Origin of the sequence: Halomonas sp. Bachu 37, from assembly GCF_039691755.1 — a bacterium.
GTDB classification, from domain to species: domain Bacteria; phylum Pseudomonadota; class Gammaproteobacteria; order Pseudomonadales; family Halomonadaceae; genus Vreelandella; species Vreelandella kashgarensis.
This window is the reverse complement of sequence record NZ_CP137552.1, coordinates 2,433,361-2,456,108: the sequence shown is the minus strand read 5'-3', so window position 1 is coordinate 2,456,108 and position 22,748 is coordinate 2,433,361. Positions and strand designations below refer to the sequence as shown.

Genomic DNA, 22,748 nt, shown 5'->3' with positions numbered 1-22,748 from the left:
CCCGGTAAAACTCACCTTGGGCACATACCAACGACGTGGCCTGGTGCCTCTGCTGCTCTAACAGCTGCTGAGTGAGTCGGGTTAACGCAATTTCAATCGCGTGAGAAATAAAGGTCATTGAGTTACCTCGCGGCATAAGCCCCACAGCAAAACGCCCAGCCTTTTGAGGGGCTGGGCGTTATGGCGAGATTGCTTGAGAAAAAGGCATTAGCTGGAATATCTAGCTTTACTTGCTCGCTAGTGGATCAGATACGCCAGCATCCGTAGAGGAGATTTGCAAAAAATCTAAAAATCATAGTTGGGATTGAGTCCGACAATACGGTCACTATAGTCAAGGTAGCCTTCCTGATAACAAAAAGGTCCTGGAACCGTATCGTTTGGACCTACAGAGTTCTTCCCGCATTCATAATTTCCTGACGCCATAGGCAAGTAATTTGGAAGGTCACTTAAATAAACCTTTGTATGTTCTCCGTTAACTAGGTAGACCGTGCAAGGCCTATCACTAGACATAGGGCAAACAACATTATAATGACCATCTTTTACTGCTGCTTCATGGACGACTTGGTTTTTGTAATGCTCAGTATTGCTGAATGCATGTCTGTTCAAGGCTGTAATATTATTTTCTTCGTCCTTGCAGAATGACCCTGAGCACATTTCCCCAGGTTCACTATAAGGAATATGAAGAGGGAGATCGTCATAGGTGGCTTCCACTCTCCCTCCTTCGGAATTTATTATAATAAATGTGCTACCTTTTGTCAGGACGCGATATTTTCCGACAGGAGGGGCAGTACTGGCATATTTTTCTACCCGAGCTGCTTCATCTTCTGCCATCTGCCGGATCTTGGCATAAGTTTCATCGCGCCTACTGGTCCGATTGATTATCGTGCCTTGGCCGCTAGTCTGGCTCATATGAAGGCGTTCCATGACACATGCGATATCATCGTAGTTGTCATATCTAGTTATTTCACACTTGGTTTCTATATAATGGAATGAACTTGAAGGGTCATCTTCCACTGAAGAAGTGTGATGTACTTGTTGAGCGCTGGCAAGAACAGTAGTTCCACATGTCAGTAGTGCAACCATGAACTTGAGATAAAATTTAAATTTTTCCATTATTTTTTCCAGGTTACCAAGAAGCGTGGCAGGAGTTTAGTTCGCTCTCGAGCGGATGGAGCACGTCACTCAGGTTGGTCGTGGGTAGACGTACCATTTCCCCTTCCACACTAACTAGAAGATTGTTGGCATTACGGAATGGTTCCCAGAAAGAATGGAATATATCACCGCACACCCTGCAATCAGTAAAGAAAGGATTTGAATAAACCTCGCCATCAACAATTACATCAAAACCATCTCCGCTTTGGTTAGATGAGCTGTACATCTTGCCATTGATAGTTGCAGTGGCGCTGATATACCCGGAATATTCATCATCGGGGCAGGAGATGTGAAGCTCGTTATTGTTGCCATCGCTGACATGATATTCCGAAACACCCATACCCCAGCCAGCCGTCCATTCATAGCTCCCTGCCATAGCAGGTGACGCTAATGCTGATATCGACAATGCAATAATGCATCCCTTAAGTTTCATCTATTAGCTTCCATGTTGTGTGAATGTTGATAGGTAAAATTTACTTACTCAGCCATTATCGACTTTTAGGATCAGATCTTTAGGATTAGTGGTGAAATATGGGCTGCCAGTTTTGGCAGCCTTCCCATCCTTTAGGGAAACGCTGCACAAATCCCACCGCAGCTGCCTGATTGGTACCGGCGGGGTATAATCTGACCTTCCTGCCACCGTCTGACAGAGCCACCCGATGAAGCAGATCTCGTTTGCCCAAGCCGAGCACCAGAACAAGAAAAAAGTCACCCGCCGCGAGCGGTTCCTGGCCCAGATGGAGGCGCTAGTGCCTTGGCAACGGCTGATCGATGCACTGTCGCCGTCCTACTTTCCCAACGCGGCAGGCAAGCGCGGCCGGCCCCCCATCGGCCTGGAGCGCATGCTGCGGATCTACTTCCTGCAGCAGTGGTACGCGCTTGCCGATGAGGCGCTCGAAGATGCCATCTACGATAGCCAGGCCATGCGTGACTTCATTGGTATCGACCTGGCCATCGAGAGTGTGCCGGACGCGACCACGCTGCTGCGTTTCCGCCACTTGTTGGAGAAGCATGCGCTGACCCAGCGGATCTTCGAGGAAATCAATGCCCATCTGACCGAGAAGGGCCTGTTCATGCGCGAGGGCACCATTGTCGATGCCACCATCGTGGCGGCGGCGCCTTCCACCAAGAACAAGGCCAAGCAACGCGATCCGGAGATGAAGCAGACCAGGAAGGGCAAGCAGTATTACTTTGGCATGAAGGCTCATATCGGCGTTGATGCCGTCACCGGGCTGGCTCACAGTGTCACTGCCACCTCGGCCAATGTCGCCGATGTCACCATGGTGAACCAGCTGGTCCGAGACGATGACAAGCAGGTATACGGCGACGCGGGTTACACCGGCATGTGGAAGTATCTGGACGAAGAGAAGGATGCCCCGGCCTCCCGCTGCTGTGTTGCCGCCAAGCGCAGCCCCATCAAGAAGATGGAAGACAGCCCCATGAAAACGCTGCTGCTGGCAATCGAGAAGGCCAAGGCCAGCATCCGCTCCAAGGTCGAGCATCCGTTTCATGTCATCAAGAACCTCTTCGGCTACCGCAAGGTGCGCTACAAGGGGTTGGCCAAGAACCAAGCGCAGCTATTCAGCCTGTTCGGACTGGCCAATTTGGTACTGGCGACACGATGCGAAGGCCGAGTTGACGGGGCCAGTGCGCCTTGAATCTGCCCTGTCAGCCGGATAGTCCGGCTGGCAGGAAAAACAGACCACCTAAGGTGGTTAGAAAATGATCGCTGACTCGGTGATTTTGCTACTCTGAGTCCTTCAGTCGCTCAGAGGCTAATTGATCAGCGGTTCCTTAGGTGTCATTATTTCATGGCAAAATATAGCTTCCCGAGTTACTAAGAAGCCATCTTTTGCTCCCCCAAAAACAGTGTCATCAACGAGTATTAGCACTTCGTCAGGGTTAACGCCTGGTGCATAACTCAAAGCGTTTAAAAGTTTTTTTGCTGGAATTTTTGGTTTTACAAAAACTTTATCCCATGTCCAGCTCCAATCTTTTCTTTCCATCAATAAACTTTCAAAATCACTATTCATCTTGCTTCGTTCCCCTTATGTTTTTTTCGTTACATTTTTTAGCAGTGTGGAAGTTGACAAAACTGCTTGCTTTCCATGCCTTCACATACTTCCTTCTTGATGGTTAAAGTTAATGAGGGTAGCGTAATGAGAAGGAGCTGTCACGCTACTTAGAGCGTGACGAAAAAGGTATCGAAAAAGAATAGGGTTACTTTTGTTACTGATGCAGAATGCTATCAATCGCTACGCGCACTTCCTTCGGATCCCCTTTTTCAATAGTGGTCATTACAAAGACAGCTTTACCATCGGAAGCTTTTGCCCACTGCTGGCCAATGAGGTTTTTCTCGCGTGAATCGCGGTTTTCCTCAGGTGTGCGGTCCTTGCCTTTGTATTCCACGACAAGCAGTCGGTTATCGTCGAGCAGAGCGACAAAGTCTGGATAGAATTTGTCTGTGGAGGTCGGTAGCGAGAACGAATTTGGATGCCTACTGACGTTACGTGTCCAGTATTTTACCCTCGGGTGCGAATCGATCATGAAGGCACACTGTTCTTCCTCCCCATTGACCTTTTTGGAATCAAAGACGGGCACAGCGTCAGGCCCCATGAAGTGCTTTTTGAAGCGGTAGGTACCGTGATATTTCGGAACGCCTGCGTACATCTCATCGAAAAAGGTAAAGCCTTGGTCGAAGGAGACCTCAATATGGGCGTCTGGCCCGAACAGGTTGGCTTGGTAGACTTTCTCGCGCTCTGCTTGACGGAAGCCCTGAATTTTTTCAGACAGCTTGCGAGCGAGAATAAATTTGCAGCGCATCAGCTGCGATAAACTCAGCTCTCGATCACGTGTTAAATAGGTCACGACATCGCTCAGCCAAGCCAGTAATTCAGCTTGGCTCAGCCACGGTGTACGTATTTTGCGATCTAGCCATTGCACTAGGCTGTTTGGCGTCCAGTCGTCTACTTCGACGTTCATGGTGAGCTGTTCAGCGGCATCGCCAGAGCCAATGGTAACGCGGTTGCCGTCTAAATCAATTTCAAATGTGTTCGTGGTATCCACGATACTGAATTCGGAAGCTTCCAAGCGAGCAGGGTGGTCGGCAAGCGACCATTCATGTTGCTCCATGAGAATATCAGGGTCACCAAATACCATCTCCCCCTGCACGTAGGCCATCAAGCGGGGCAGCGTGAAGGTTTCTCCCTTCTGTGAGGGCGGTATCTCTTGCTGGTATTTAGCGTGGTGCTCGTTGATGCTTTGCTGAAGCTGCGGTTTAAGCGATTCAGGGGCATAGCTGATCAATGTGTCGGCTTCTTCGGGCTTGAGGAAGCCCTTCACTTCCACATGGCTCTTGCCGCTCTCATCAAAGGTCACTTGTACTTTCGACGGCACTGCCGTGTTCATTTTGCTAGCTTCTTCCTGGCTAGCCTGAATGGCTACTTTCATCGTTGGAGTGGGCCGAGGCTGAGGTCTAAATAATCCATCATCAAGGCCGAGCTGTTCGGCTTCGATATTGTCCTCTGCCTCGCTCTCTTCAAAGCCCATATCAATGAGCTTATCGCGAAGGCTGTGGGCGGCATCCATAAAGCGTTTTGAAACCAGCTTGGCGTAGGATTTATTCAGCGCTTTTGCTTTACGTTTTTGGGCATAAGGCATGCGCAATACGCGGCCAAGTAGCTGCTCAGCGTCGGTAGAGCTGCGAATATTAGCCACCGAGCAGAAGACGTAGGCGAAAGAGCAGTCCCAGCCTTCCTTGAGCGCTTCGATCGTGATGACGTACTCGATAGGGCAATCAGGCTTGAATAGGTTGATGCCGTCTAATTCGCGCTGTGCGCCCGTGGCCACGGCGATTTTACTTGGATCAATGTTCTCATTGTCGATTAGGTGCTGCTTCAGCACCTCCACGGTGACCTCTTCGCCTTTTTTTTGTGCCTGAAAGAGCACGATAGGGCGAATATAAGCTTCTCGGTCGCGTTCTGCATGCTCTTGTAGTTCGGCGCGCTTCAAAATAGCCGAGTTAACTGCCCCTTGCCATGTCTCAGCCTCATCCAGGACCACTGGCATTTTGATCATCTCTTCATCTTTCAGCTCCTGGGCGGTCACTGAGTGAAGCAGATTGTTAAATCCCTTAGGTGTGGCGGTAAATTCGATGAGCGCGGTCGGGTTAATCCGTTCATAAACCTCTTGGCTGAGCTTAGAACCAGCCTTATGGGCTTCATCCATGATCACCAGCGGCTGGTGAAGATGCATCAGGTTAGCGAAACTGAATTTGATCTTGCCCTTCTCGGTGTGCTCCAGCCCTGGCGTTTGAGGAGAAACCGCTGAGAAGTGTGGCTCCATTTCTTCGTTATGGGCATAGACTTTGCGCCCATCGGTATTGCTAACGCGCAGCGTTTGTACCGTGCCGACGACCACACAGAGATTGGAGCGTAGGTCATGCGGTTTGATGTGTAGTGGTCAAGTGTTTTTGGCCACCGAATTTTGAGTATTCCAGTAGTTCTTTTCTGCCACATTCGGCGGTAGGCCACCGTTATGCTTGTGCGGCCTGAGGCTGCTGTAGTAACCGATCATATAATCAGTGACAGATTGCTTCGCCGCCGCAACATTGGGGTAGCCAATCTCTGGCATCCATTCCGTTTTCAGACTCCTGAAGAAGCGCTCTGTCGGGGCATTATCCCAGCAATTGCCACGGCGACTGAGACTCTGCGTCATCCGGTAGCGCCAGAGCATCTGTCGGAATGCCAGGCTGGTGTACTGGCAACCCTGATCCGAATGAAACAGAATGTCCGGTGGCTCTCGACGCGATTCGTAGGCCATGGTCAGTGCCTTCTTCACCAGCTCCGTATTCGGAGACAAGGACAATGCCCAGCCCACGGGTTTACGGGCATACAAATCGATGACCACCGCCAGATAAGCCCAGCGTGCCCCTGTCCAAATATAGGTAATGTCGCCGGTCCATACCTGATTGGGCTCCTTTACGTCGAATTCCCGATCGAGAAAATTCGGGATATCCAGGTGCGGCTGATCCGCCTTCTTGTAGGCGTGGCTTGGCGGCTGTGTGCTCACCAGCCCCAACTGCTTCATCCGTCTGCTGGCCCGGTAACGACTCAGCGATGTTCCAGCCTGCGTGACCATTTTGGCGATGCTGCGAGCGCCGGCAGAGCCGTTACTGACGGTATGCGCCTCGACAACCTGGTCCAGCAGCTTCTGCTCAGTCTCACAGGGCCTTCTGTCCCGGTCACGCCAGGCCCGGTAGCTACTGCGATGCACCCCAAACACCTGGCACAAGTGCTGCACCGCATAGCTCTCTTCAAGTCGCTCGATTATCGAGAATTGTTCAGGGAGTCCGACATCAAGAGAGCAGTAGCCTTTTTTAATATTTCCTTCTCTTCCTCCACCCGCCGCAGCTTGCGCTTCAGTTCCTGAATCTCACGCTGTTCCGGCGTCAGAGCCTCACCTTTCAGCGGAGTCTTGCCTGCCCGCTCAGCACGAAGCCTGCGTACCCAATACTCCATGGTGGATTTGCCAACGCCCATGGCCTCACACGCCGCCTTCAGCGAGTAACCCTGATCGACCACGAGCTGGGCCGCCTCCAAGCGAAATTCCGGACTGAACGCTCTCTTCTTCGTCATCATCTGCACCTGACTGTCTATGTGAGTGATCATACACTCAAAATCAGGTGGCCAGATTCACTGTGCCACTACAAGGTGCCATCATCACGCCACTTGCGGAACCGGTCATACACCGTCGACCAAGGACCATATCGCTCGGGTAAATCACGCCATTTGGCGCCAGAGCACAGCACCCAGAAGATACCATTGAGCATTTTTCGGTCATCCCGCCTGGGTCTGCCCATGGTTTGAGGGGGCGCCACGATATCTTCAATCTGTGCCCAGCCGTCATCAGAGATTTCGTAACGTCCGACCATTGCTTTCCCCTATGCTGCTTTTGCATAGGGAAATTAGCAGATAAGGCTTTTCGTACAAAACCTAGGTGTTTGGTCCCGCAAAGAAGTGGTTCGGATCATCATAAAATCTTTGGGGTTCTTTTTGCCACTGTTCAAGAATAAATCCGACGGGTGTCTTGCCTTTGAGCGCCCTGAGAGGGCGAGCACTGTTATAAGCCCATAGATAATCCTCCAGATGAGACTGGAGCTGAGCCAACGAGGTGTAGTGGAACATCCGGATGGTGGCTTCCTTGAGCGTACGATTCATCCGCTCAACCTGGCCGTTGGTCCAGGGATGAAAGGGCTTTGTCAGCCGGTGCTCGATCCCGTGACGGTAACAGACGACATCGAAGATATGCGGCTTATAGGCCTCTGCGCCTGCCTTCTTCGCAAACTGAACCCCATTATCGGTCAGCACGGTGTGGACTCGGTAAGGCAACATCGCCAGCGCTGCTTCGAGAAAATCAGCGGCGATCTGCCGAGTCATCTGGCGATACAGATGTGCATGGACAAACTTGGATGTCCGATCCACCGCGACAAACAGATAGGCCTTGCCCTCACCAGTGCGGACCTCACTGATGTCGATATGTAGGTAGCCGATCGGATAGCGCTTGAAGGGCTTCTTCTCGCGCTTCTGGCGGTTATCTCTCGGCAGTTGGCTAATCCCGTGCCGCTGATAAAGGCGGTGCAGGCTCGATCGGGACAGCGTGGGAATTTCCCGCTGAAGAGCATGGAGGCAGTCATCCAGCGGTAGCAGCGTCTTTTGCCGAAAAGTGACAGCGGCGGCTTCTTCCAGTGGTGTGAGCGACGTGGAACGAGGGGCTGACGGCCCCATGCGGGTATCCTCGACGGTATCTCGGTGACGCCACTTGCGCACAGTCTTGGGGTTAATACCGTAGCGTCGACTCAACGTCGTGACCGACTCCGTCGATCGCTGTATTTCTGTTCGGATGGCGTGCGTGGTCGTGGCGCGTTTGTGAAGAATCTGAGCCATGGGTCATCCTCCGATAATGGTTCATAATGTAGACCATTACTCTTCGGGACCAAACACCTAGGTCAAGTCGAGGTTATGATTATCGCCTGTCCCGGTTGTCCTATCCCGGCTCGGTCAAGGTGGGCGTAGCGGCGTCATCCGCATGGGCGGCTGCGGGGGTGAGCTCGTCGAGCGACGCCGCCTCCCACTCCTCGACTCCGACCGGCTCGAATGGGTTGATGTACTCCCGGACAGAGCCTTTCAACTTCTTCAGCGCACCATCGTTATGATCACTCACGGTATCGCCCGGTTGCTGTTCGTTTCCTTGCATGGGATATGTACCCCGTCAAGAATAGATGCCCAATGTCCCGTCAGGATGGCCTCATATCGGCTTCTTATCCAGGTTATGTGCCCAGCAAGGCGGGGAGGACGGCTCGTGATCCATAGCGTCTTCTTCCGCCAATGCTGCCAACAATCGTTCCTTTAGCACTGGCAAGTGTGATGTATCAATGCGTCGGCTAGCGGTTAGTAGCGTCAGGGTTCCTTCACGGGCATAGCGCATCAATGGAATCAATTGATCGGACCGTTCAGCCAACTCCTGACGATAGCGCTCGAAGAACCGAGCTTGACCGATTTCCTGCTGATGGAAGCAGCGCCGTAACTCGGAGGAAGGCGCAGCATCCCGGTACCACTCCGTCAAAGCCAGTGAGCTACGTTGCTTACCACGTGGCCAAAGCCGATCCACTAGAACACGGCAGCCATCGCTTGCTTCGACAGGCGCGTATACACGCTTTAATTCAACGCGATAGGCCATCTTTCTCACCCATGGTGTGCATCACGTTACGCTGCCCTTGGCTTTTTGGGTGGCTAGCCGTTTATTTAGGCCTGCTTAGTAAGCCAGCTTCAACCGCTGGCGTGCATTGATGCGCATGACATAACCAATCTTAATCAGAGTCGGGCCTACGATCACTATCACATGGGCCGAAACCTGTTGTAACAGGGTCAAATGGCTATGCCAGACATATCCCCCTAGCAATCCACCGACAAGCAGCAGTAGGCCGACCAGCATGGTAGCGTTGCCTACCTGCTGGGTAAGTACTGAATTGGCAAAGAGATCTTTCATAGTGCCTCCTAAAGACACATTTTAAATACATCTTTATTTTAGCCTTTCGGCTCGCCCCGTCAAGCTAGCTTTTTGAGACATTCGGAGTCATCTATATCAGATAACTGGATCTACCAGGCGCATGGCGTAATTGTACATAGGCCTGGATGGCGCTTGCCAAGGCACCAGGCTGACCACCATTTTGCTGATGGGTCTGATTAAACATGATTAAACAGAGGTTTCACCTGGGGATAACGCGTAAACATGAGCGGATAAAAAAGCTGAGCAATTGCGTCTAAATGCTTACCTGACTTGCAGAACACTATCGATGAAACTGCTCTTTTCCCGTTCAGGTTGCCAAAAGATGGCATCGATCCGCAGGCGTGCTTCGGTGTCGTTGGGTAACGGCCAGTCGATGACACCGCCGATTTTAAGGCCGATCAGTGCAGCGCCAATGGGTGTCATCACCGAAATCCCATCCGGAACACTTTCCAGTGCGTGTGGGTATACCAAGATACGGATCATTTTTGAACCGCGATTGCAATCAGTGAAACGGACCTGGCTGTTCATGCTCACCACGTCATCGGAAATATCCTCGGGGTTACGGACTTCGTCCCGGCATAGCTCTTCCTCGAGTAGCTCCGCCACGGCCAGGTCCTTGTTGGATACTTGATCGATCAGGCGCTGGAGGCGCTCGGCATCCAGCGGTTAATGATGAGGGGAGGACGTTGTCCCAAGATTACTCTCCTTGGAAAGCAATATTGTTTAAATCAACAAAAAATAGTCCTCCCGAGAAGGGAGGACTGCGTGTACCAAAATATAGGCGATCAGGTGACGCCCTGATCGATCATGGCATCAGCGACTCTTCTGAAGCCCGCAATATTGGCTACCAAACTAGATTAGTCGCATTGCCGAATTCATCAGGGCGCTGCGCTGCACCTGGGTTGCTACGCCAATCTCTTCCATCAAGGTTGTTACTCGCTTCACGGCGGCCATGATTCCGTCATGGTTTCTCTGGCCAGAACAGCTTGTTGCGTTCCGGTTTTTACCTGCGCAACAGATGTTGCAATCAAGTGTCGGATATCGGTGGCGGCATCCGAACTTCATGTTGCCAGCTGACGTCCTTCATTGGCGCCCATAGCGAAGCAACGGCATGTTCACCGGCACATGCTGCTTCCACAGACCCATTAAGCGCTAAGCTATTGATCTGGAAAGCTATGGCGTCGATCAAGCCAATTATCTCGCTAAGCCTGTTGCGAGCTTAGCGGGATTTCGTACATGCGGCTGACCACATTCGTGACGACATCGCTACCTTGCTGGGCGCTGCGTGCGGCTTTTTGGACGACCTGAGTGGCTTGGGCGGCATTATCGCTGTTGCGTTCCTTGGTCGAGTTCATTTCCTCAGTGCTCGAAGCGGTTTCAGTCAAGGAGGCCGATAGCTGTCTTTTTGTTGAGCCTACGAAAATCGCTTTAATCGGCACTGGCGTTGCTTTGTGAGAATTTCTGGTTCAATTTATTGTTCTCTGACTTGGCTGCTTCTTCATCCGCCTTGGCAATCGCCTCGCGCTCCCTGGCCTCGTCCGAAAGCGATTTATTCGGCAAGACGATGTTAAGTGTGAAGGCTGTGATCGCAGCTACCACAATAGGGGCACCGCCGATCAGGTCTCTAACCACTGCAGGGAACTGCTCGATAGCTGACGGCACAGAAGCGATGCCCAGACTCAGTGCCAGGGCGAGACCCACAACCGTCATGTTTCGGGCGGACATTTCGTCTTTGACCAGCAACTGAATGCCGGTCATGGTAATCATGCCGAAGACGGTAATGGTCGCACCGCCCAGCACAGGGTAGGGAATGGTGGTCATGATAGCCCCGAACTTCGGGCTAAGGCCGGCCAGAACCATGAAGATACCGGCCAGCGCCAGAACGTAACGGCTAATGACCTTAGTCATCGCGACAATGCCGACGTTCTGGCTGAAGGTGGACGTCGGCAACGCACCGAAGAAAGAGCTGATGGTGGTGGTCAGACCATTTCCCAGCAAGCCTCCAGTCAACTCCTGCGTCTTTAGCTCACGGTTCATGCCGCCTACGGTGGTGGCAGATAAGTCGCCGATGGTTTGTACGGAATTGATGACGCAGATAACGACCATCGAAGCGATCGCGGCTGCGTGAAATTCCATCTCGAAAGGCATAAGCTTGGGTACGGCGATCCAGGAGGCATCGGTTACATTGCCGAAGCTGACCATGCCCAGGGCGAGCGAAAGCAGGTAGCCCACCGCAATGCCTACAATGATCGCAGAAAGTTTAACCACCCCTTTACCGAATTGAGCGGCGATCAACACCGTGAGTAGCGTGGCAATGGCCACGATCCAGTTGATCGGATCGCCAAAGTTGGGGGCGTTGACGTTGCCACTGCCCGCCATGTATCGAATGGCGATGTCGTAAAGAGACAAGCCTATGACCAGTACCACTGTGCCGGCAACGACGGGCGGGAAAAGGTGGCGGATATACTGGATAAAGTAGCCCACCACGACCATGGTCATGCCGCCGATCAGCTGAGCGCCAAGAATTCCTTCAATCCCATACTGAGCCCCCACCGCGACCAACGTCGGCACATAAGCAAACCCCACCCCAAAGATAGCAGGCAGGCGTGCCCCGAATTTCCAGACGCCGTAAAGGTGAAACACGGTACATATCCCTGATGCTAGTACTGCAACCTGAATAAGCAGAAGTTTTTCTTCTACACTCGCACCCACGACGCCGGCAACGATAATGGGCGGGGTTATCACCCCAGCGATCATGGCCAACAGGTGCTGAAGGGAAAGAGGGAGGCTCTTCAGAAATGGCGGCTTTCCAAAGAAATCAAACAATGAAGTATTCTTTTCAACGGTTCGTTTGCGCTGCCCGGAAGAGGCCGAAGCTTCACTCATGAAGATTCTCCATGGATGTTGTATTCAATAAATTAAATTTCATGTTTGTTCGGATGATTCATACTGTACACAATATTTTTACCCGAAATTAATCATTTTGCTGTATTACTTTGTGTCATTTTCTTAATGTAGACGCTACAGGATTGAACTCCATGGAAAGCGCAGCGCATGTAACCGGGAGAGAGATCGCTGATGGGCATGATAAGCCACTGTTTTAATGTTATTAATCGTTATATTCGGCAGCTGTGCTGCTTGGAAGATAGCGCCAAATACGACATCTTCTGTCACCCTCAGAACTCATGGAGCAGGGGAAGTAATCGTGTAGTAATCAAGAGTATAATTGTATACAAAGTATTATTGAGCATCCAATCAACTTCATGTAGGCATCTATCGGTAGACAGAAAATAACGGCAGAAAGGGCAGTTAAACCGGCGGCAGGAATGGCTGCGTCGGGTGAGATTCTTACGATAAGACAATTTGGTTTTTTATGTCGAAAAGAGGCCAGTCGGTGACTAAATAGTTAGGCGGAGCGGCTCTGCTGGCTTGTGTTTCAGTAGAGACCCAAGCGGCTACTTGAAGTGATACTTTTATTGGCTATCGCTACGGCACTCAGTTCACCGTGCCTAATAATTCTGAAAGGCAGAGAAGCATGCCGTGATGATTACGCATGTTCCTGGTTAGCCGTCGGGTACAAATTCTTCAACTTGGATGTTCTTCGGTCCCGTGCCGATGAGCTGGCCAATAACAGCGATACGGATGTTAGGGAACCGCTGATCAATTAGCCTCTGAGCGACTGAAGGACTCAGAGTAGCAAAATCACCGAGTCAGCGATCATTTTCTAACCACCTTAGGTGGTCTGTTTTTCCTGCCAGCCGGACTATCCGGCTGACAGGGCAGATTCAAGGCGCACTGGCCCCGTCAACTCGGCCTTCGCATCGTGTCGCCAGTACCAAATTGGCCAGTCCGAACAGGCTGAATAGCTGCGCTTGGTTCTTGGCCAACCCCTTGTAGCGCACCTTGCGGTAGCCGAAGAGGTTCTTGATGACATGAAACGGATGCTCGACCTTGGAGCGGATGCTGGCCTTGGCCTTCTCGATTGCCAGCAGCAGCGTTTTCATGGGGCTGTCTTCCATCTTCTTGATGGGGCTGCGCTTGGCGGCAACACAGCAGCGGGAGGCCGGGGCATCCTTCTCTTCGTCCAGATACTTCCACATGCCGGTGTAACCCGCGTCGCCGTATACCTGCTTGTCATCGTCTCGGACCAGCTGGTTCACCATGGTGACATCGGCGACATTGGCCGAGGTGGCAGTGACACTGTGAGCCAGCCCGGTGACGGCATCAACGCCGATATGAGCCTTCATGCCAAAGTAATACTGCTTGCCCTTCCTGGTCTGCTTCATCTCCGGATCGCGTTGCTTGGCCTTGTTCTTGGTGGAAGGCGCCGCCGCCACGATGGTGGCATCGACAATGGTGCCCTCGCGCATGAACAGGCCCTTCTCGGTCAGATGGGCATTGATTTCCTCGAAGATCCGCTGGGTCAGCGCATGCTTCTCCAACAAGTGGCGGAAACGCAGCAGCGTGGTCGCGTCCGGCACACTCTCGATGGCCAGGTCGATACCAATGAAGTCACGCATGGCCTGGCTATCGTAGATGGCATCTTCGAGCGCCTCATCGGCAAGCGCGTACCACTGCTGCAGGAAGTAGATCCGCAGCATGCGCTCCAGGCCGATGGGGGGCCGGCCGCGCTTGCCTGCCGCGTTGGGAAAGTAGGACGGCGACAGTGCATCGATCAGCCGTTGCCAAGGCACTAGCGCCTCCATCTGGGCCAGGAACCGCTCGCGGCGGGTGACTTTTTTCTTGTTCTGGTGCTCGGCTTGGGCAAACGAGATCTGCTTCATCGGGTGGCTCTGTCAGACGGTGGCAGGAAGGTCAGATTATACCCCGCCGGTACCAATCAGGCAGCTGCGGTGGGATTTGTGCAGCGTTTCCTTAGGTACACCCTATACCTTGTCTACAGCTGAGGTAACCGACATTGCTATATCCCGTTCATCATCTCAGACCAAAGCGCCTGTCATGGTGACATCGGCGACAGCGTCTCGATCAACCGTTGCTATGGCATCAAGCCACCCATTTGTGCCAAGAGCCGTTCTCGGCGGGTGGCCTTTTCTTGTTCTGCTAATTAATCCGGGCGCAGCTGGACCGTTCGATTCAACCAGTTTCAACAGGGAGTCCAGCTGCGTTCCACGCCGCCCACGACCCTGGAGTGTTCGCCACGTCGGAGAAGCCGGCTCGCTTCAGAATGCTGGCGGCAATGGAGGCACGATAGCCTGAACCGCAATAAGTGACTGTGGTCTTGTCCGGATCCAGTTCGTCAAGCTGATCGGCAAGGTGGGCGACAAAAATATGCTTTGCGCCGGGCACCCGACCATTGGCAAGTTCATTCGGACTGCGCACATCGAGCACCTGAACATCGGGTTCTTCGCGCCGGGCGTTCAGCTCATGGACGGTCCACGCCTGCAACTTGTTCAGCGGTAATGCCGCGTTCTGCCAATCCGTCATGCCATTACGTAGATAGCCACGGATGTTATCCAGACCGATGCGGTAGAGCTGGGTAATGGCTTGATGAACATCATCTGCCGACTCTCCTATCAGCAGGATCGGACGGGAGTCATCGAGCATCCACCCCGCCCAATTGACGAACTCGTTACGCAATGCAATGTTGACCGCCCCCGGCACATGCCCACCGCCGAACGCCAGTATCGAACGAATGTCCACGACCTGCATGTCGGCGTTGTCGGCCAGATCTTGGAAGTCTTGAGGCGGCAGGGGAGGAGGCAGCGAGGGGCCTTCCATCTGGGTTGCGGGGCAGACATTCAGCTTCTTCAGGCGCGCATAGTGACGCGGCGGCTCCGGCATATCGGCAAGCAGCCAATCGATGAACACCTCTTCGCTACGCTCTTCCTGAAGGGCAGGATTAAAGAGCCGTTCGTTGCCAAGCGTGGAATGACGCCGGTCACCAATCGACTTGCCACATGCCGAACCGGCACCATGGCAAGGGTACATTTCTACCCGGTCGCCCAATGGTAGATAACGATCGAAGAGGCTGTGGAACAGTTCGCCAGCCAACTTCCTCTCACTGCCTTCTCCAAGCAAATCGGGGCGTCCAACATCGAGGTTGAAGAGCGTGTCGCCGGTGAACAGGGCGATGGGCTCGCTGCCCTGTTGCGTATCGAACAGCTGCAAAGAAATGTGTTCAGGGGTATGGCCCGGCGAATGCATGATCTGCAGCTTTACCTGACCCAACTCCAGTGTTTCGTCATCGCTGATCTGGCGAAGCTCGAACTGGTAGTCATCGGAACGGCCACCAATAATCTGCGCACCGGTGCGACTCGCCAACGCCTGGGCACCGGATACGAAATCTGCATGAATGTGTGTTTCGATGGCATAGGCAATTCGCAGGCCTTGTTCCTTTGCCATCTGTAAGTAGATATCGATATCGCGACGAGGGTCAATTACCGCCGCCACAGCAGCCTTGCTGTCGCCGACCAGGTAGGAAATCTGCGCCAGGCCAGCTGTATAAACAGGCTCAAAAATAAGCATCGCTACCTCCGTTAAATATGAAACGTAACAGCTTGATTTTTTCTGAAAAAGCGAGTTCTTCGCCATTCAATATAGCTAACACCGCAAACTTGTCTCATCTCTGCCTGATGACTTTAACCGCGAAGGCCTTGGCCTCGAAGTAGACTTCTGGCTTCCGGCAGAGCGTGTTATCCGATCATTGAAGCAGATCATTGAGTGGCGGGGAAAACCGCGCTCTATTCGCTGACAATGGCCCTGAATACATCAGCGGCAAGTTGACGAACTGGGCGAGAAACCAAGGCATTGTGTTGGCGTTTATCAGCCCGGCAACCCCCAGCTGGATGCCTATATCGAACGCTACAACCGCACGGTGCGTTACGATTGGCTGGCACAGTATCTGTTCGATAGCACCGAAGAAGTCCAGGATTATGCTACTCGCTGGCGCTGGGTCTGGCACTACAATCACGAACGGCCCAATATGGGACTCGGAGGAATCACTCCTCAACAGAAGTTGGCCATGATGGCCTGAGGTCTACTTTCGAAGCCCTCTGAAAATGCGGGGATTACCATTGGACTTCAGCCGCCTGGGCAAGCCGACGGACAATGCTTTCGTTGAGTCCTTCAATGGTAAGTTCCGGGCAGAATGCCTGAACATCCATTGGTTCCTGTCACTGGACGATGCACGGCAGAAGATCGAAGCCTGGCGACAGGACTACAATCAGGTCAGACCCCATTTTTCCTTGGGCTGGCTAACGCCTGAAGAATTCGCTGCAAATCTATGTTTGACAGTAACTTGCAGCGAAATAATGGCCGGAATTCTATCAATGACCGGTCCTGATATGGGGTGAGGGTCAAGTCGTCATGATCGGAGCTTAACGCCTGGTCCGAATTTCGGGGACCATCTCAGGCTCAGCTTATCCGTAGAAAATCAAACCTGGCTGAAGCTTAATTAATCCGTTTACTGACTTGTACGAGTAGTTTTAGAGATGAAGCCTCTCCCTCCATCGATCCCAAGGAGGAAGGGGCGATACCGTCTCGAGCAGAAAATCCATGAAGGCACGCACCTTGAACGCTTTGAGCCGGCGCTCGGGAGTCAGCACATAAAGCTCGCGGCGACCAGGCATGACCTCGCCACGCCATGCCTCGAGCAGTGCTACCAATGAGCCCTTGGCAAGTTCCTCGGCGATCAGCCAGGTAGGAAACATGACCAGCCCTTGGCCGAGCAGCGCCGCCCTGACCAGGCTCTCAGCGTCGTTACTGGCGAGGCTACCATCAACCTCGTAGATAACTTCCTTCGAGGCGTCGTCCTGCTGGAAATACCAACGCTGCCGGCCCAGTTCACCCTGGTAGATCAGGCAGTCGTGCGCGGCGAGCGCCTCGGGCGTATCCGAGGTTCCCTGTCTTGCCAGGTAGTCGGGCGACGCGGCAATCACATAGTTCATCGGCGCTAGCTGCCGTGCGACCAGAGATGAGTCGGATAGATTACCGACGCGGAAGGTGATGTCATGGCCTTCTCGCACCGGATCGACGACGCGATCGTCCAGCTGCAATTCCGCCTTGATGTCTGGAAAACGGCATTGAAAGCGATGAAGCAACGGTACGATCTGGCGCTGGCCGAAGGCCACCGGTGCATTGATGCGCAGCACCCCGCGGGGTTCCGCCTGTGGCTGATTCAGCGCTTCGGTTGCCATATCGAGGCGTTCAAGAATGTCACGCACCTCTTCGTAATAGCACCGCCCCGCCTCGGTCAGGGTGACGGCCCGGGTGTGTCGGTAAAGCAGTGGTTGCCCCACCGATTCTTCCAATCCACGAATCTGTCGCGAAATTGACGATACCGCGCGGTGGAAGTGGTGCGCGGCGGCGGTGAAGCTACCGGTGGCGGCGACGCGTTCGAAGACGCGTAAGGCGTTAAGGTCCAGCGCTTTTAGGTTCATCGAATTGCGCCCTATGCAATAAAGATTTGCAATACTTTCGATTGTAGCAACGAATTCCCTCTACCAGACTGCCTTCATTGATCTGGCGTGAAGCTGGATCTTCTCGAATTCTCAAGAAGGGCATCAATCATGCGTAAAGGAACAGCAATCGTGGTGGGCGCTACCGGTATTACTGGCGGTAACCTGGCGACTTATCTGGTGGCCAGCGGGTGGACCGTCTACGGTCTCTCGCGCCGGGCGACCGAACAGAGCGGCGTGATTCCCGTCGCTGCCGATCTATTGGACAAACCGGCCACCGAGCAGGCGCTTGCGGGCCTGCCGATTACCCACGTCTTCTATTGCACCTGGATTCGTCGCGACAATGAGAAGGCCAACGTCGAGGCCAACAGCGCGATGATGCGCAACCTGTTCGAGGCGCTCGATAGCGATAACCTGGAACACGCCTCGCTGGTGACGGGTACCAAGCAGTATCTGGGTTCGTTCGAGGCCTACGGCAGCGGGCGAATCGAGACCCCGTTCCGCGAATCCGAGCCGCGCGTGCCGGGGGACAACTTCTACTACGCGTTGGAAGACGTGCTGTTCGAGGCCGCCGATCGTCACGGGTTTGCCTGGAACGTGCACCGTCCGCACACGGTGATCGGCTATGCCCGCGGCAACGCCATGAACATGGGCACGACGATCGCCGTCTACGCGTCGATCTGCAAGGCGACCGGTCAACCGTTCGTGTTCCCAGGCTCGCGGATCCAGTGGAGTGCGCTCACCGACATGACCGATGCCCTCGTTCTGGCGCGTCAGATGGAGTGGGCAGCGACTACGCCGGGCGCGGCGAATCAGGCCTTCAACACCGTCAACGGAGACGTCTTCCGCTGGCGACGTATGTGGCGCGAGATCGGTGAATACTTCGGCCTTGAAGTGGCGGACTGCCCCGAGACGCCGCAACCGCTGGAAGAGCAGATGGCTGACGCGGATTCGACCTGGCGCGAGATGGCCGAGAAGCACGACCTGGTGGAGCCGGACGTCGAAAAGCTGGCTTCCTGGTGGCACACCGACGCCGACCTGGGCCGCGATCAAGAGTGCGTCAACGACACCACCAAGTCTCGCGGCTTCGGTTTCGACCACTTCCGCGAGACTCGTGGCGCCTTTTTTGACTTGTTCGATCGCCTGCGTGCCGAGAAAATTATCCCCTGATAGTGGGAATACAATGTAAACATCCCTATTTTAGTTGCACCGCAAATTAGAGTTTTCCGTCCGTTTCGCCAAATACTCCCATGGCGTCAGGTCTTCCAGTGAATCGTGAGGGCGCTCGTCGTTGTATTCGGACATCCACGATTTGGTCAGTTGCCGGACTTCGGTGAGATTCTGACAAACATACATATTCAGGGTCTCGTCCCGGTAAGATCGGTTGAAGCGTTCCACGTGAGAGTTCTGAGTCGGCTTACCTGGCTTGATAAATTTCAGCGAGATACCGTGCTGTTCCGCCCAATCTGCCACGGGAATGGAGATTAACACCGGGCCATAGTACCTACGGCACAACCTGGCCGGGTAACGGAAGGCTGGCGTGTTCTGCTGCATCGCCTTCAAGCAGTACGCTCGAAAAAGCCGACGCCGTGCCGGGACGGCCAAACAGAAATCCCTGATAAATATGACAGCCCAGTCGAGCAAGCACCAAGCGCTGTTCGTTGGTTTCGACGCCTTCGGCAATAACCCGCAGCCCCAGGCTTTCTGCAAGGGTAATGATAGTGGCGGCAATCGGCGTGGCTTGCATGCCCAGGTTCAGATCCCTGACGAAGGCAATGTCTATTTTGAGCGTGTCCAAGGGTAATACCTTGAGGTAGGAAAGAGATGAGTAGCCTGTGCCGAAATCATCCAGAGCAAAGCTGACACCTACACGTTGTAGCTGCTGCATTTTTTTGATGGTGCCATCAGGGTCGCTTAATAATAGTGACTCGGTAAGCTCCAACGACTGAATCGCCCCGGGTCTTCTAGGCACTCGTCAGTCTCTGGAAGAAGGCGCCCATGGCAAGTACGCCCTGTCCTTCGATCCGAGCTAGGGTTTCGTCCAGTGCTGGCCCGCGGGGCAGGCCCTGCTGCCATATTGGCGTACCATTCAAAATGGCTTCCATAATTTGGAAGCTCAAGCTCAGCTGAGAGAGACGACTATCTACTTCGCTTTTAGTGCCATGCCCACCTTCGACCGATTCGACCGTCCGATGGTCTGGGTTATCCATATGCCAGTGTCCGCGAGCCTGCCGAGATCGATCCCGGTCTTGATGCCGATCCCTTCCAGTAAATAAAGCACATCTTCGCTGGCCACATTGCCCGAGGCTCCCTTGGCGTAAGGACAACCGCCGAGGCCCGCGGTCGCGGCATCGATCACCGCCACTCCTTCTTCCATCACCGCGTAGAGATTGACCAGGGCCTGGCCGTAGGTGTCATGAAAATGAGCGGCGAGCCGGTTTATCGGCACCTCGCGGCCGACCGCCTCGATCATGCGCTTGGCAGCAAGCGGCGTACCCGTGCCGATGGTGTCGCCGAGCGAAATTTCGTAGCAGCCCATGTCATAGAGCGCCTTGGCCACCTCGGCCACCTTGGCCGGGGCGATCTCGCCTTCGTAAGGGCAGCCGAGCACACAGGAGACATAGCCACGTACGCGGACATTGGCCTCGCGGGCTCGCTCGAGTACCGGCTCGAAACGCTCGAGCGACTCCGCCACCGAGCAATTGATGTTCTTCTGCGAGAAGGACTCCGACGCCGCGCCGAATACCGCGACCTCTTCCACGCCGGCGGCCAGGGCGCCTTCCAGCCCCTTCAGGTTGGGCGTCAAGGTGGAATAGACCACCCCGGGTTGGCGTGTGATGCCATTCATGACTTCGCTGGCATCGCCCATCTGCGGTACCCATTTCGGCGAGACGAAGCTTGCCGCTTCGATATGGGTCAAGCCCGCCGCGGCCAGGCGATGGATGAATTCGATCTTGGTCGCGGTGGCGATGATCGGCCCGGCCTCATTCTGCAGGCCGTCGCGCGGGCCCATCTCGAACAAGCGCACCTGTTGCGGTAGTGCCATGGCTCTCTCCTTATTCGTTGACGGCGAATTCCAGCAGCACGTCGCCCTGGCCGACGGTATCGCCGGCCTGGAAGTGGAAGCTTTCCACCTGGCCATCGGCGGGAGCGGTCATGGTGTGCTCCATTTTCATGGCTTCCATGACCATCAGCGGCATGCCTTTTTCCACGCTGACGCCGGGCTCTACCAGCAGGGCGACCACGGTGCCGTGCATGGGCGCGGTGAGGGTGGATTCCGCCTCGTGGTGACCGTGGTCGATGGCGTCAATACGCCGCCAATACAGGCGTGTCTCACCGGTGGGATCGACCATGACCACCACATTACGCTGGTTTTCCCCCACCAACCGCGCCTGCAGCCGGCGGCGATGGCCATCGAGGGTGACCGCCACGGCGTCGCCTTCTAGATGCTCAAGGCTCGCGGTGAGCGTTTCGTTGCCGATGGTCAAGTGCCACGGGTCGGCTTCGGTCTCGCGAGTGCCTTCCACGACTACCACGTCCTCGGCATCCGTCGACTGGGCCAACGAAGGGTCGCAAAGGGCGATGCGAATGGTGTGCGGAGCGTTGAGGCGGAAACCGTCGTGGCGATCCCACGGTGAATCGCTTTCGCATTCGCGGGCCAGCTGGTTGAGGCCGATCAGCGCGGCGCCGGCGTACTCCTCGGTGGAGTACTGCCTGGGGGCGAACAGCGTGGCTTCGTTCTTCTCGATGAAGCGGGTATCCAGCTCAGCATTGCGGAAGGCCGGATGCGTCGCTAGGCGCTGCAGGAAGGCGCGGTTGGTCACCACGCCTTGGACATCCAGCGCGGCCAGGGCCCGGTTGAGCGTCGCCAGGGCCTGTTCGCGGTCGTCGCCGTGAACGATCAGCTTGGCGAGCATGGGGTCGTAGTGCATCGAGACCACATCGCCGGTTTCCACGCCGCTGTCCAGGCGTACCTTGGCGCGGTCCTTTTGTGAAGAGCCAAGGCCGGCACCCTCCAGATCCATGGCGAAGCGCTCGAGGCGACCGGTCGCGGGCAGGAAATCCTGCTCCGGGTCCTCGGCGTACAGGCGCGCCTCGAAGCTGTGCCCGGTAATGGTCAGTTCGTCCTGGGTGCAGGGCAGTGCCTCGCCCATGGCCACGCGCAGCTGCCACTCGACCAGATCCTGGCCGGTGATCATCTCCGTGACCGGGTGCTCGACCTGCAGGCGGGTGTTCATCTCCATGAAGTAGAACGAGCCATCGGCGTCGAGCAGGAATTCCACCGTACCGGCGCCGACATAGCCGATCTCCTTGGCCGCGCGAACCGCCGCCGCGCCCATTTCACGGCGCAAGCCCTCGCTCATTCCCGGGGCCGGGGCTTCCTCGAGCACCTTCTGGTGGCGACGCTGGACGGAACAGTCGCGCTCGAACAGGTAGACGCCGTTGCCGTGGCTGTCGCAGAACACCTGGACCTCGACGTGACGTGGCTGGGTCAGGTACTTCTCGATCAACATGCGCTGGTCGCCGAAGGCGGCCTGGGACTCCCGCCGGCAGCCATCGAGGGCGGCCTGGAAATTGTCACTCGACTCGACCACGCGCATGCCCTTGCCACCGCCACCGGCGCTGGCCTTGAGCAGCACCGGATAGCCGATCTTGTCGGCCTCGGCCTTGAGCAACGCGTCGTCCTGGTCGGCGCCGTGGTAGCCCGGCACCAGCGGCACACCGGCATCCGCCATGCGCGCCTTGGCCGCGGATTTGTCGCCCATGGCCGCAATCGCCGAGGCGGGCGGGCCGACGAAGACGATGCCCGCCGTGTCCAGTGCTTCGACGAAAGCACCGTTTTCGGACAAAAAGCCGTAACCGGGATGAATGGCACCGGCGCCGGTGCGCTTGGCGGCGCCGATCACCGCTTCGATGTCGAGATAGCTTTCCCGAGCGGAAGCCGGGCCGATGCGCACGGCTTCGTCGGCTTCCCGCACATGGCGGGCGTTGGCGTCGGCATCGGAGTAGACCGCCACGGTCTTCAAGCCCATGCGCCTTGCCGTGCGCATTACGCGACAGGCGATTTCGCCGCGATTGGCGACCAGTAACGTACTGAATTGCGTCATCTCA

Annotated in this window: 20 protein-coding genes and 5 pseudogenes; 4 read left to right on the top strand and 21 right to left on the bottom strand. The window is 54.9% G+C overall.

Annotated elements, in window-relative coordinates; genetic code table 11:
• Nucleotides 1-285: 285 nt before the first annotated feature.
• On the bottom strand, nucleotides 286-1,113 hold the full coding sequence (locus R5M92_RS11340; protein ID WP_346796055.1) for a hypothetical protein: 828 nt from the start codon (nucleotides 1,111-1,113) through the stop codon (nucleotides 286-288).
• Between the two features lie 13 nt (nucleotides 1,114-1,126).
• Entirely contained in the window at nucleotides 1,127-1,585 is a 459-nt protein-coding gene (locus R5M92_RS11335; protein WP_346796054.1) for a hypothetical protein, read from the bottom strand.
• A gap of 226 nt (nucleotides 1,586-1,811) precedes the next feature.
• On the opposite strand from R5M92_RS11335, the gene R5M92_RS11330 reads away from it, so the two are divergent.
• Nucleotides 1,812-2,810, top strand: coding sequence for an IS5 family transposase (locus tag R5M92_RS11330; protein ID WP_346795917.1), 999 nt, complete (start codon nucleotides 1,812-1,814; stop codon nucleotides 2,808-2,810).
• Nucleotides 2,811-2,927: 117 nt separating this feature from the next.
• Here R5M92_RS11330 and R5M92_RS11325 read toward each other — a convergent pair whose 3' ends face one another.
• The 14 genes and pseudogenes from R5M92_RS11325 to R5M92_RS11260 all read right to left on the bottom strand — a co-directional run bounded on the left by R5M92_RS11325 (nucleotide 2,928) and on the right by R5M92_RS11260 (nucleotide 15,705).
• On the bottom strand, nucleotides 2,928-3,185 hold the full coding sequence (locus tag R5M92_RS11325; protein ID WP_346796053.1) for a hypothetical protein: 258 nt from the start codon (nucleotides 3,183-3,185) through the stop codon (nucleotides 2,928-2,930).
• 196 nt (nucleotides 3,186-3,381) lie between these two features.
• Nucleotides 3,382-5,571: a DEAD/DEAH box helicase gene (locus R5M92_RS11320; protein ID WP_346796052.1), complete on the bottom strand. Its 2,190-nt coding sequence runs from the start codon at nucleotides 5,569-5,571 to the stop codon at nucleotides 3,382-3,384.
• 42 nt (nucleotides 5,572-5,613) lie between these two features.
• A protein-coding gene (locus R5M92_RS11315; RefSeq protein ID WP_346795833.1) for an IS3 family transposase occupies nucleotides 5,614-6,788 on the bottom strand; the annotation gives its coding sequence in 2 pieces (ribosomal slippage) (nucleotides 5,614-6,533 and nucleotides 6,533-6,788; 1,176 coding nt in all).
• Between the two features lie 74 nt (nucleotides 6,789-6,862).
• Nucleotides 6,863-7,084 (bottom strand): annotated as a pseudogene (locus R5M92_RS11310) (transposase); the annotation flags it as partial.
• Nucleotides 7,085-7,145: 61 nt separating this feature from the next.
• Entirely contained in the window at nucleotides 7,146-8,096 is a 951-nt protein-coding gene (locus tag R5M92_RS11305; RefSeq protein WP_346796051.1) for an IS481 family transposase, read from the bottom strand.
• A gap of 100 nt (nucleotides 8,097-8,196) precedes the next feature.
• The gene (locus R5M92_RS11300; RefSeq protein ID WP_346796050.1) at nucleotides 8,197-8,406 is read right to left on the bottom strand and encodes a hypothetical protein; all 210 of its coding nucleotides are present in this window, start codon (nucleotides 8,404-8,406) and stop codon (nucleotides 8,197-8,199) included.
• Nucleotides 8,407-8,457: 51 nt separating this feature from the next.
• Nucleotides 8,458-8,889, bottom strand: a complete 432-nt coding sequence (locus R5M92_RS11295; RefSeq protein ID WP_346796049.1) for a DUF488 domain-containing protein — start codon at nucleotides 8,887-8,889, stop codon at nucleotides 8,458-8,460.
• A 75-nt stretch (nucleotides 8,890-8,964) separates the two neighbouring features.
• Nucleotides 8,965-9,198 (bottom strand): hypothetical protein, encoded by a 234-nt coding sequence (locus R5M92_RS11290; protein ID WP_346796048.1) that lies wholly within the window; start codon nucleotides 9,196-9,198, stop codon nucleotides 8,965-8,967.
• 301 nt (nucleotides 9,199-9,499) lie between these two features.
• A pseudogene (rnk, locus tag R5M92_RS11285) lies at nucleotides 9,500-9,914 on the bottom strand (nucleoside diphosphate kinase regulator).
• A 332-nt stretch (nucleotides 9,915-10,246) separates the two neighbouring features.
• The gene (locus tag R5M92_RS11280; RefSeq protein WP_346796046.1) at nucleotides 10,247-10,408 is read right to left on the bottom strand and encodes a hypothetical protein; all 162 of its coding nucleotides are present in this window, start codon (nucleotides 10,406-10,408) and stop codon (nucleotides 10,247-10,249) included.
• Nucleotides 10,409-10,421: 13 nt separating this feature from the next.
• A complete protein-coding gene (locus tag R5M92_RS11275; protein ID WP_346796045.1) occupies nucleotides 10,422-10,574 on the bottom strand; it encodes a hypothetical protein in 153 nt (50 codons plus the stop codon).
• A gap of 73 nt (nucleotides 10,575-10,647) precedes the next feature.
• On the bottom strand, nucleotides 10,648-12,105 hold the full coding sequence (locus R5M92_RS11270) for a nucleobase:cation symporter-2 family protein (RefSeq protein ID WP_346796044.1): 1,458 nt from the start codon (nucleotides 12,103-12,105) through the stop codon (nucleotides 10,648-10,650).
• Nucleotides 12,106-13,004: 899 nt separating this feature from the next.
• Complete coding sequence (locus R5M92_RS11265) at nucleotides 13,005-14,003, bottom strand: IS5 family transposase (RefSeq protein WP_346795917.1); 999 nt, start codon at nucleotides 14,001-14,003, stop codon at nucleotides 13,005-13,007.
• A 310-nt stretch (nucleotides 14,004-14,313) separates the two neighbouring features.
• Entirely contained in the window at nucleotides 14,314-15,705 is a 1,392-nt protein-coding gene (locus tag R5M92_RS11260; protein WP_346796043.1) for an MBL fold metallo-hydrolase, read from the bottom strand.
• A gap of 106 nt (nucleotides 15,706-15,811) precedes the next feature.
• Here R5M92_RS11260 and R5M92_RS11255 point away from each other — a divergent pair.
• Both R5M92_RS11255 and R5M92_RS11250 read left to right on the top strand, forming a co-directional pair.
• Nucleotides 15,812-16,213 (top strand): annotated as a pseudogene (locus tag R5M92_RS11255) (integrase core domain-containing protein); the annotation flags it as partial.
• Nucleotides 16,214-16,244: 31 nt separating this feature from the next.
• Nucleotides 16,245-16,532, top strand: a pseudogene (locus R5M92_RS11250) (integrase core domain-containing protein); the annotation flags it as partial.
• A gap of 132 nt (nucleotides 16,533-16,664) precedes the next feature.
• Here R5M92_RS11250 and R5M92_RS11245 read toward each other — a convergent pair.
• The gene (locus tag R5M92_RS11245; protein ID WP_346799349.1) at nucleotides 16,665-17,603 is read right to left on the bottom strand and encodes a LysR family transcriptional regulator; all 939 of its coding nucleotides are present in this window, start codon (nucleotides 17,601-17,603) and stop codon (nucleotides 16,665-16,667) included.
• Between the two features lie 144 nt (nucleotides 17,604-17,747).
• Here R5M92_RS11245 and R5M92_RS11240 point away from each other — a divergent pair, with 144 nt between their 5' ends.
• Nucleotides 17,748-18,806: an SDR family oxidoreductase gene (locus R5M92_RS11240; RefSeq protein WP_346796042.1), complete on the top strand. Its 1,059-nt coding sequence runs from the start codon at nucleotides 17,748-17,750 to the stop codon at nucleotides 18,804-18,806.
• A 30-nt stretch (nucleotides 18,807-18,836) separates the two neighbouring features.
• Here the strand turns inward: R5M92_RS11240 and R5M92_RS11235 are convergent.
• The 4 genes and pseudogenes from R5M92_RS11235 to R5M92_RS11220 all read right to left on the bottom strand — a co-directional run.
• Nucleotides 18,837-19,160: pseudogene (locus tag R5M92_RS11235) on the bottom strand (integrase core domain-containing protein); the annotation flags it as partial.
• Nucleotides 19,141-19,524, bottom strand: coding sequence for an EAL domain-containing protein (locus R5M92_RS11230; RefSeq protein WP_417339159.1), 384 nt, complete (start codon nucleotides 19,522-19,524; stop codon nucleotides 19,141-19,143). The pseudogene R5M92_RS11235 and the gene R5M92_RS11230, both read right to left, overlap by 20 nt.
• 255 nt (nucleotides 19,525-19,779) lie before the next feature.
• Nucleotides 19,780-20,682: a hydroxymethylglutaryl-CoA lyase gene (locus R5M92_RS11225; RefSeq protein ID WP_346796040.1), complete on the bottom strand. Its 903-nt coding sequence runs from the start codon at nucleotides 20,680-20,682 to the stop codon at nucleotides 19,780-19,782.
• Nucleotides 20,683-20,692: 10 nt separating this feature from the next.
• Nucleotides 20,693-22,744: an acetyl/propionyl/methylcrotonyl-CoA carboxylase subunit alpha gene (locus R5M92_RS11220; RefSeq protein ID WP_346796039.1), complete on the bottom strand. Its 2,052-nt coding sequence runs from the start codon at nucleotides 22,742-22,744 to the stop codon at nucleotides 20,693-20,695.
• Between the last annotated feature and the right edge of the window lie 4 nt (nucleotides 22,745-22,748).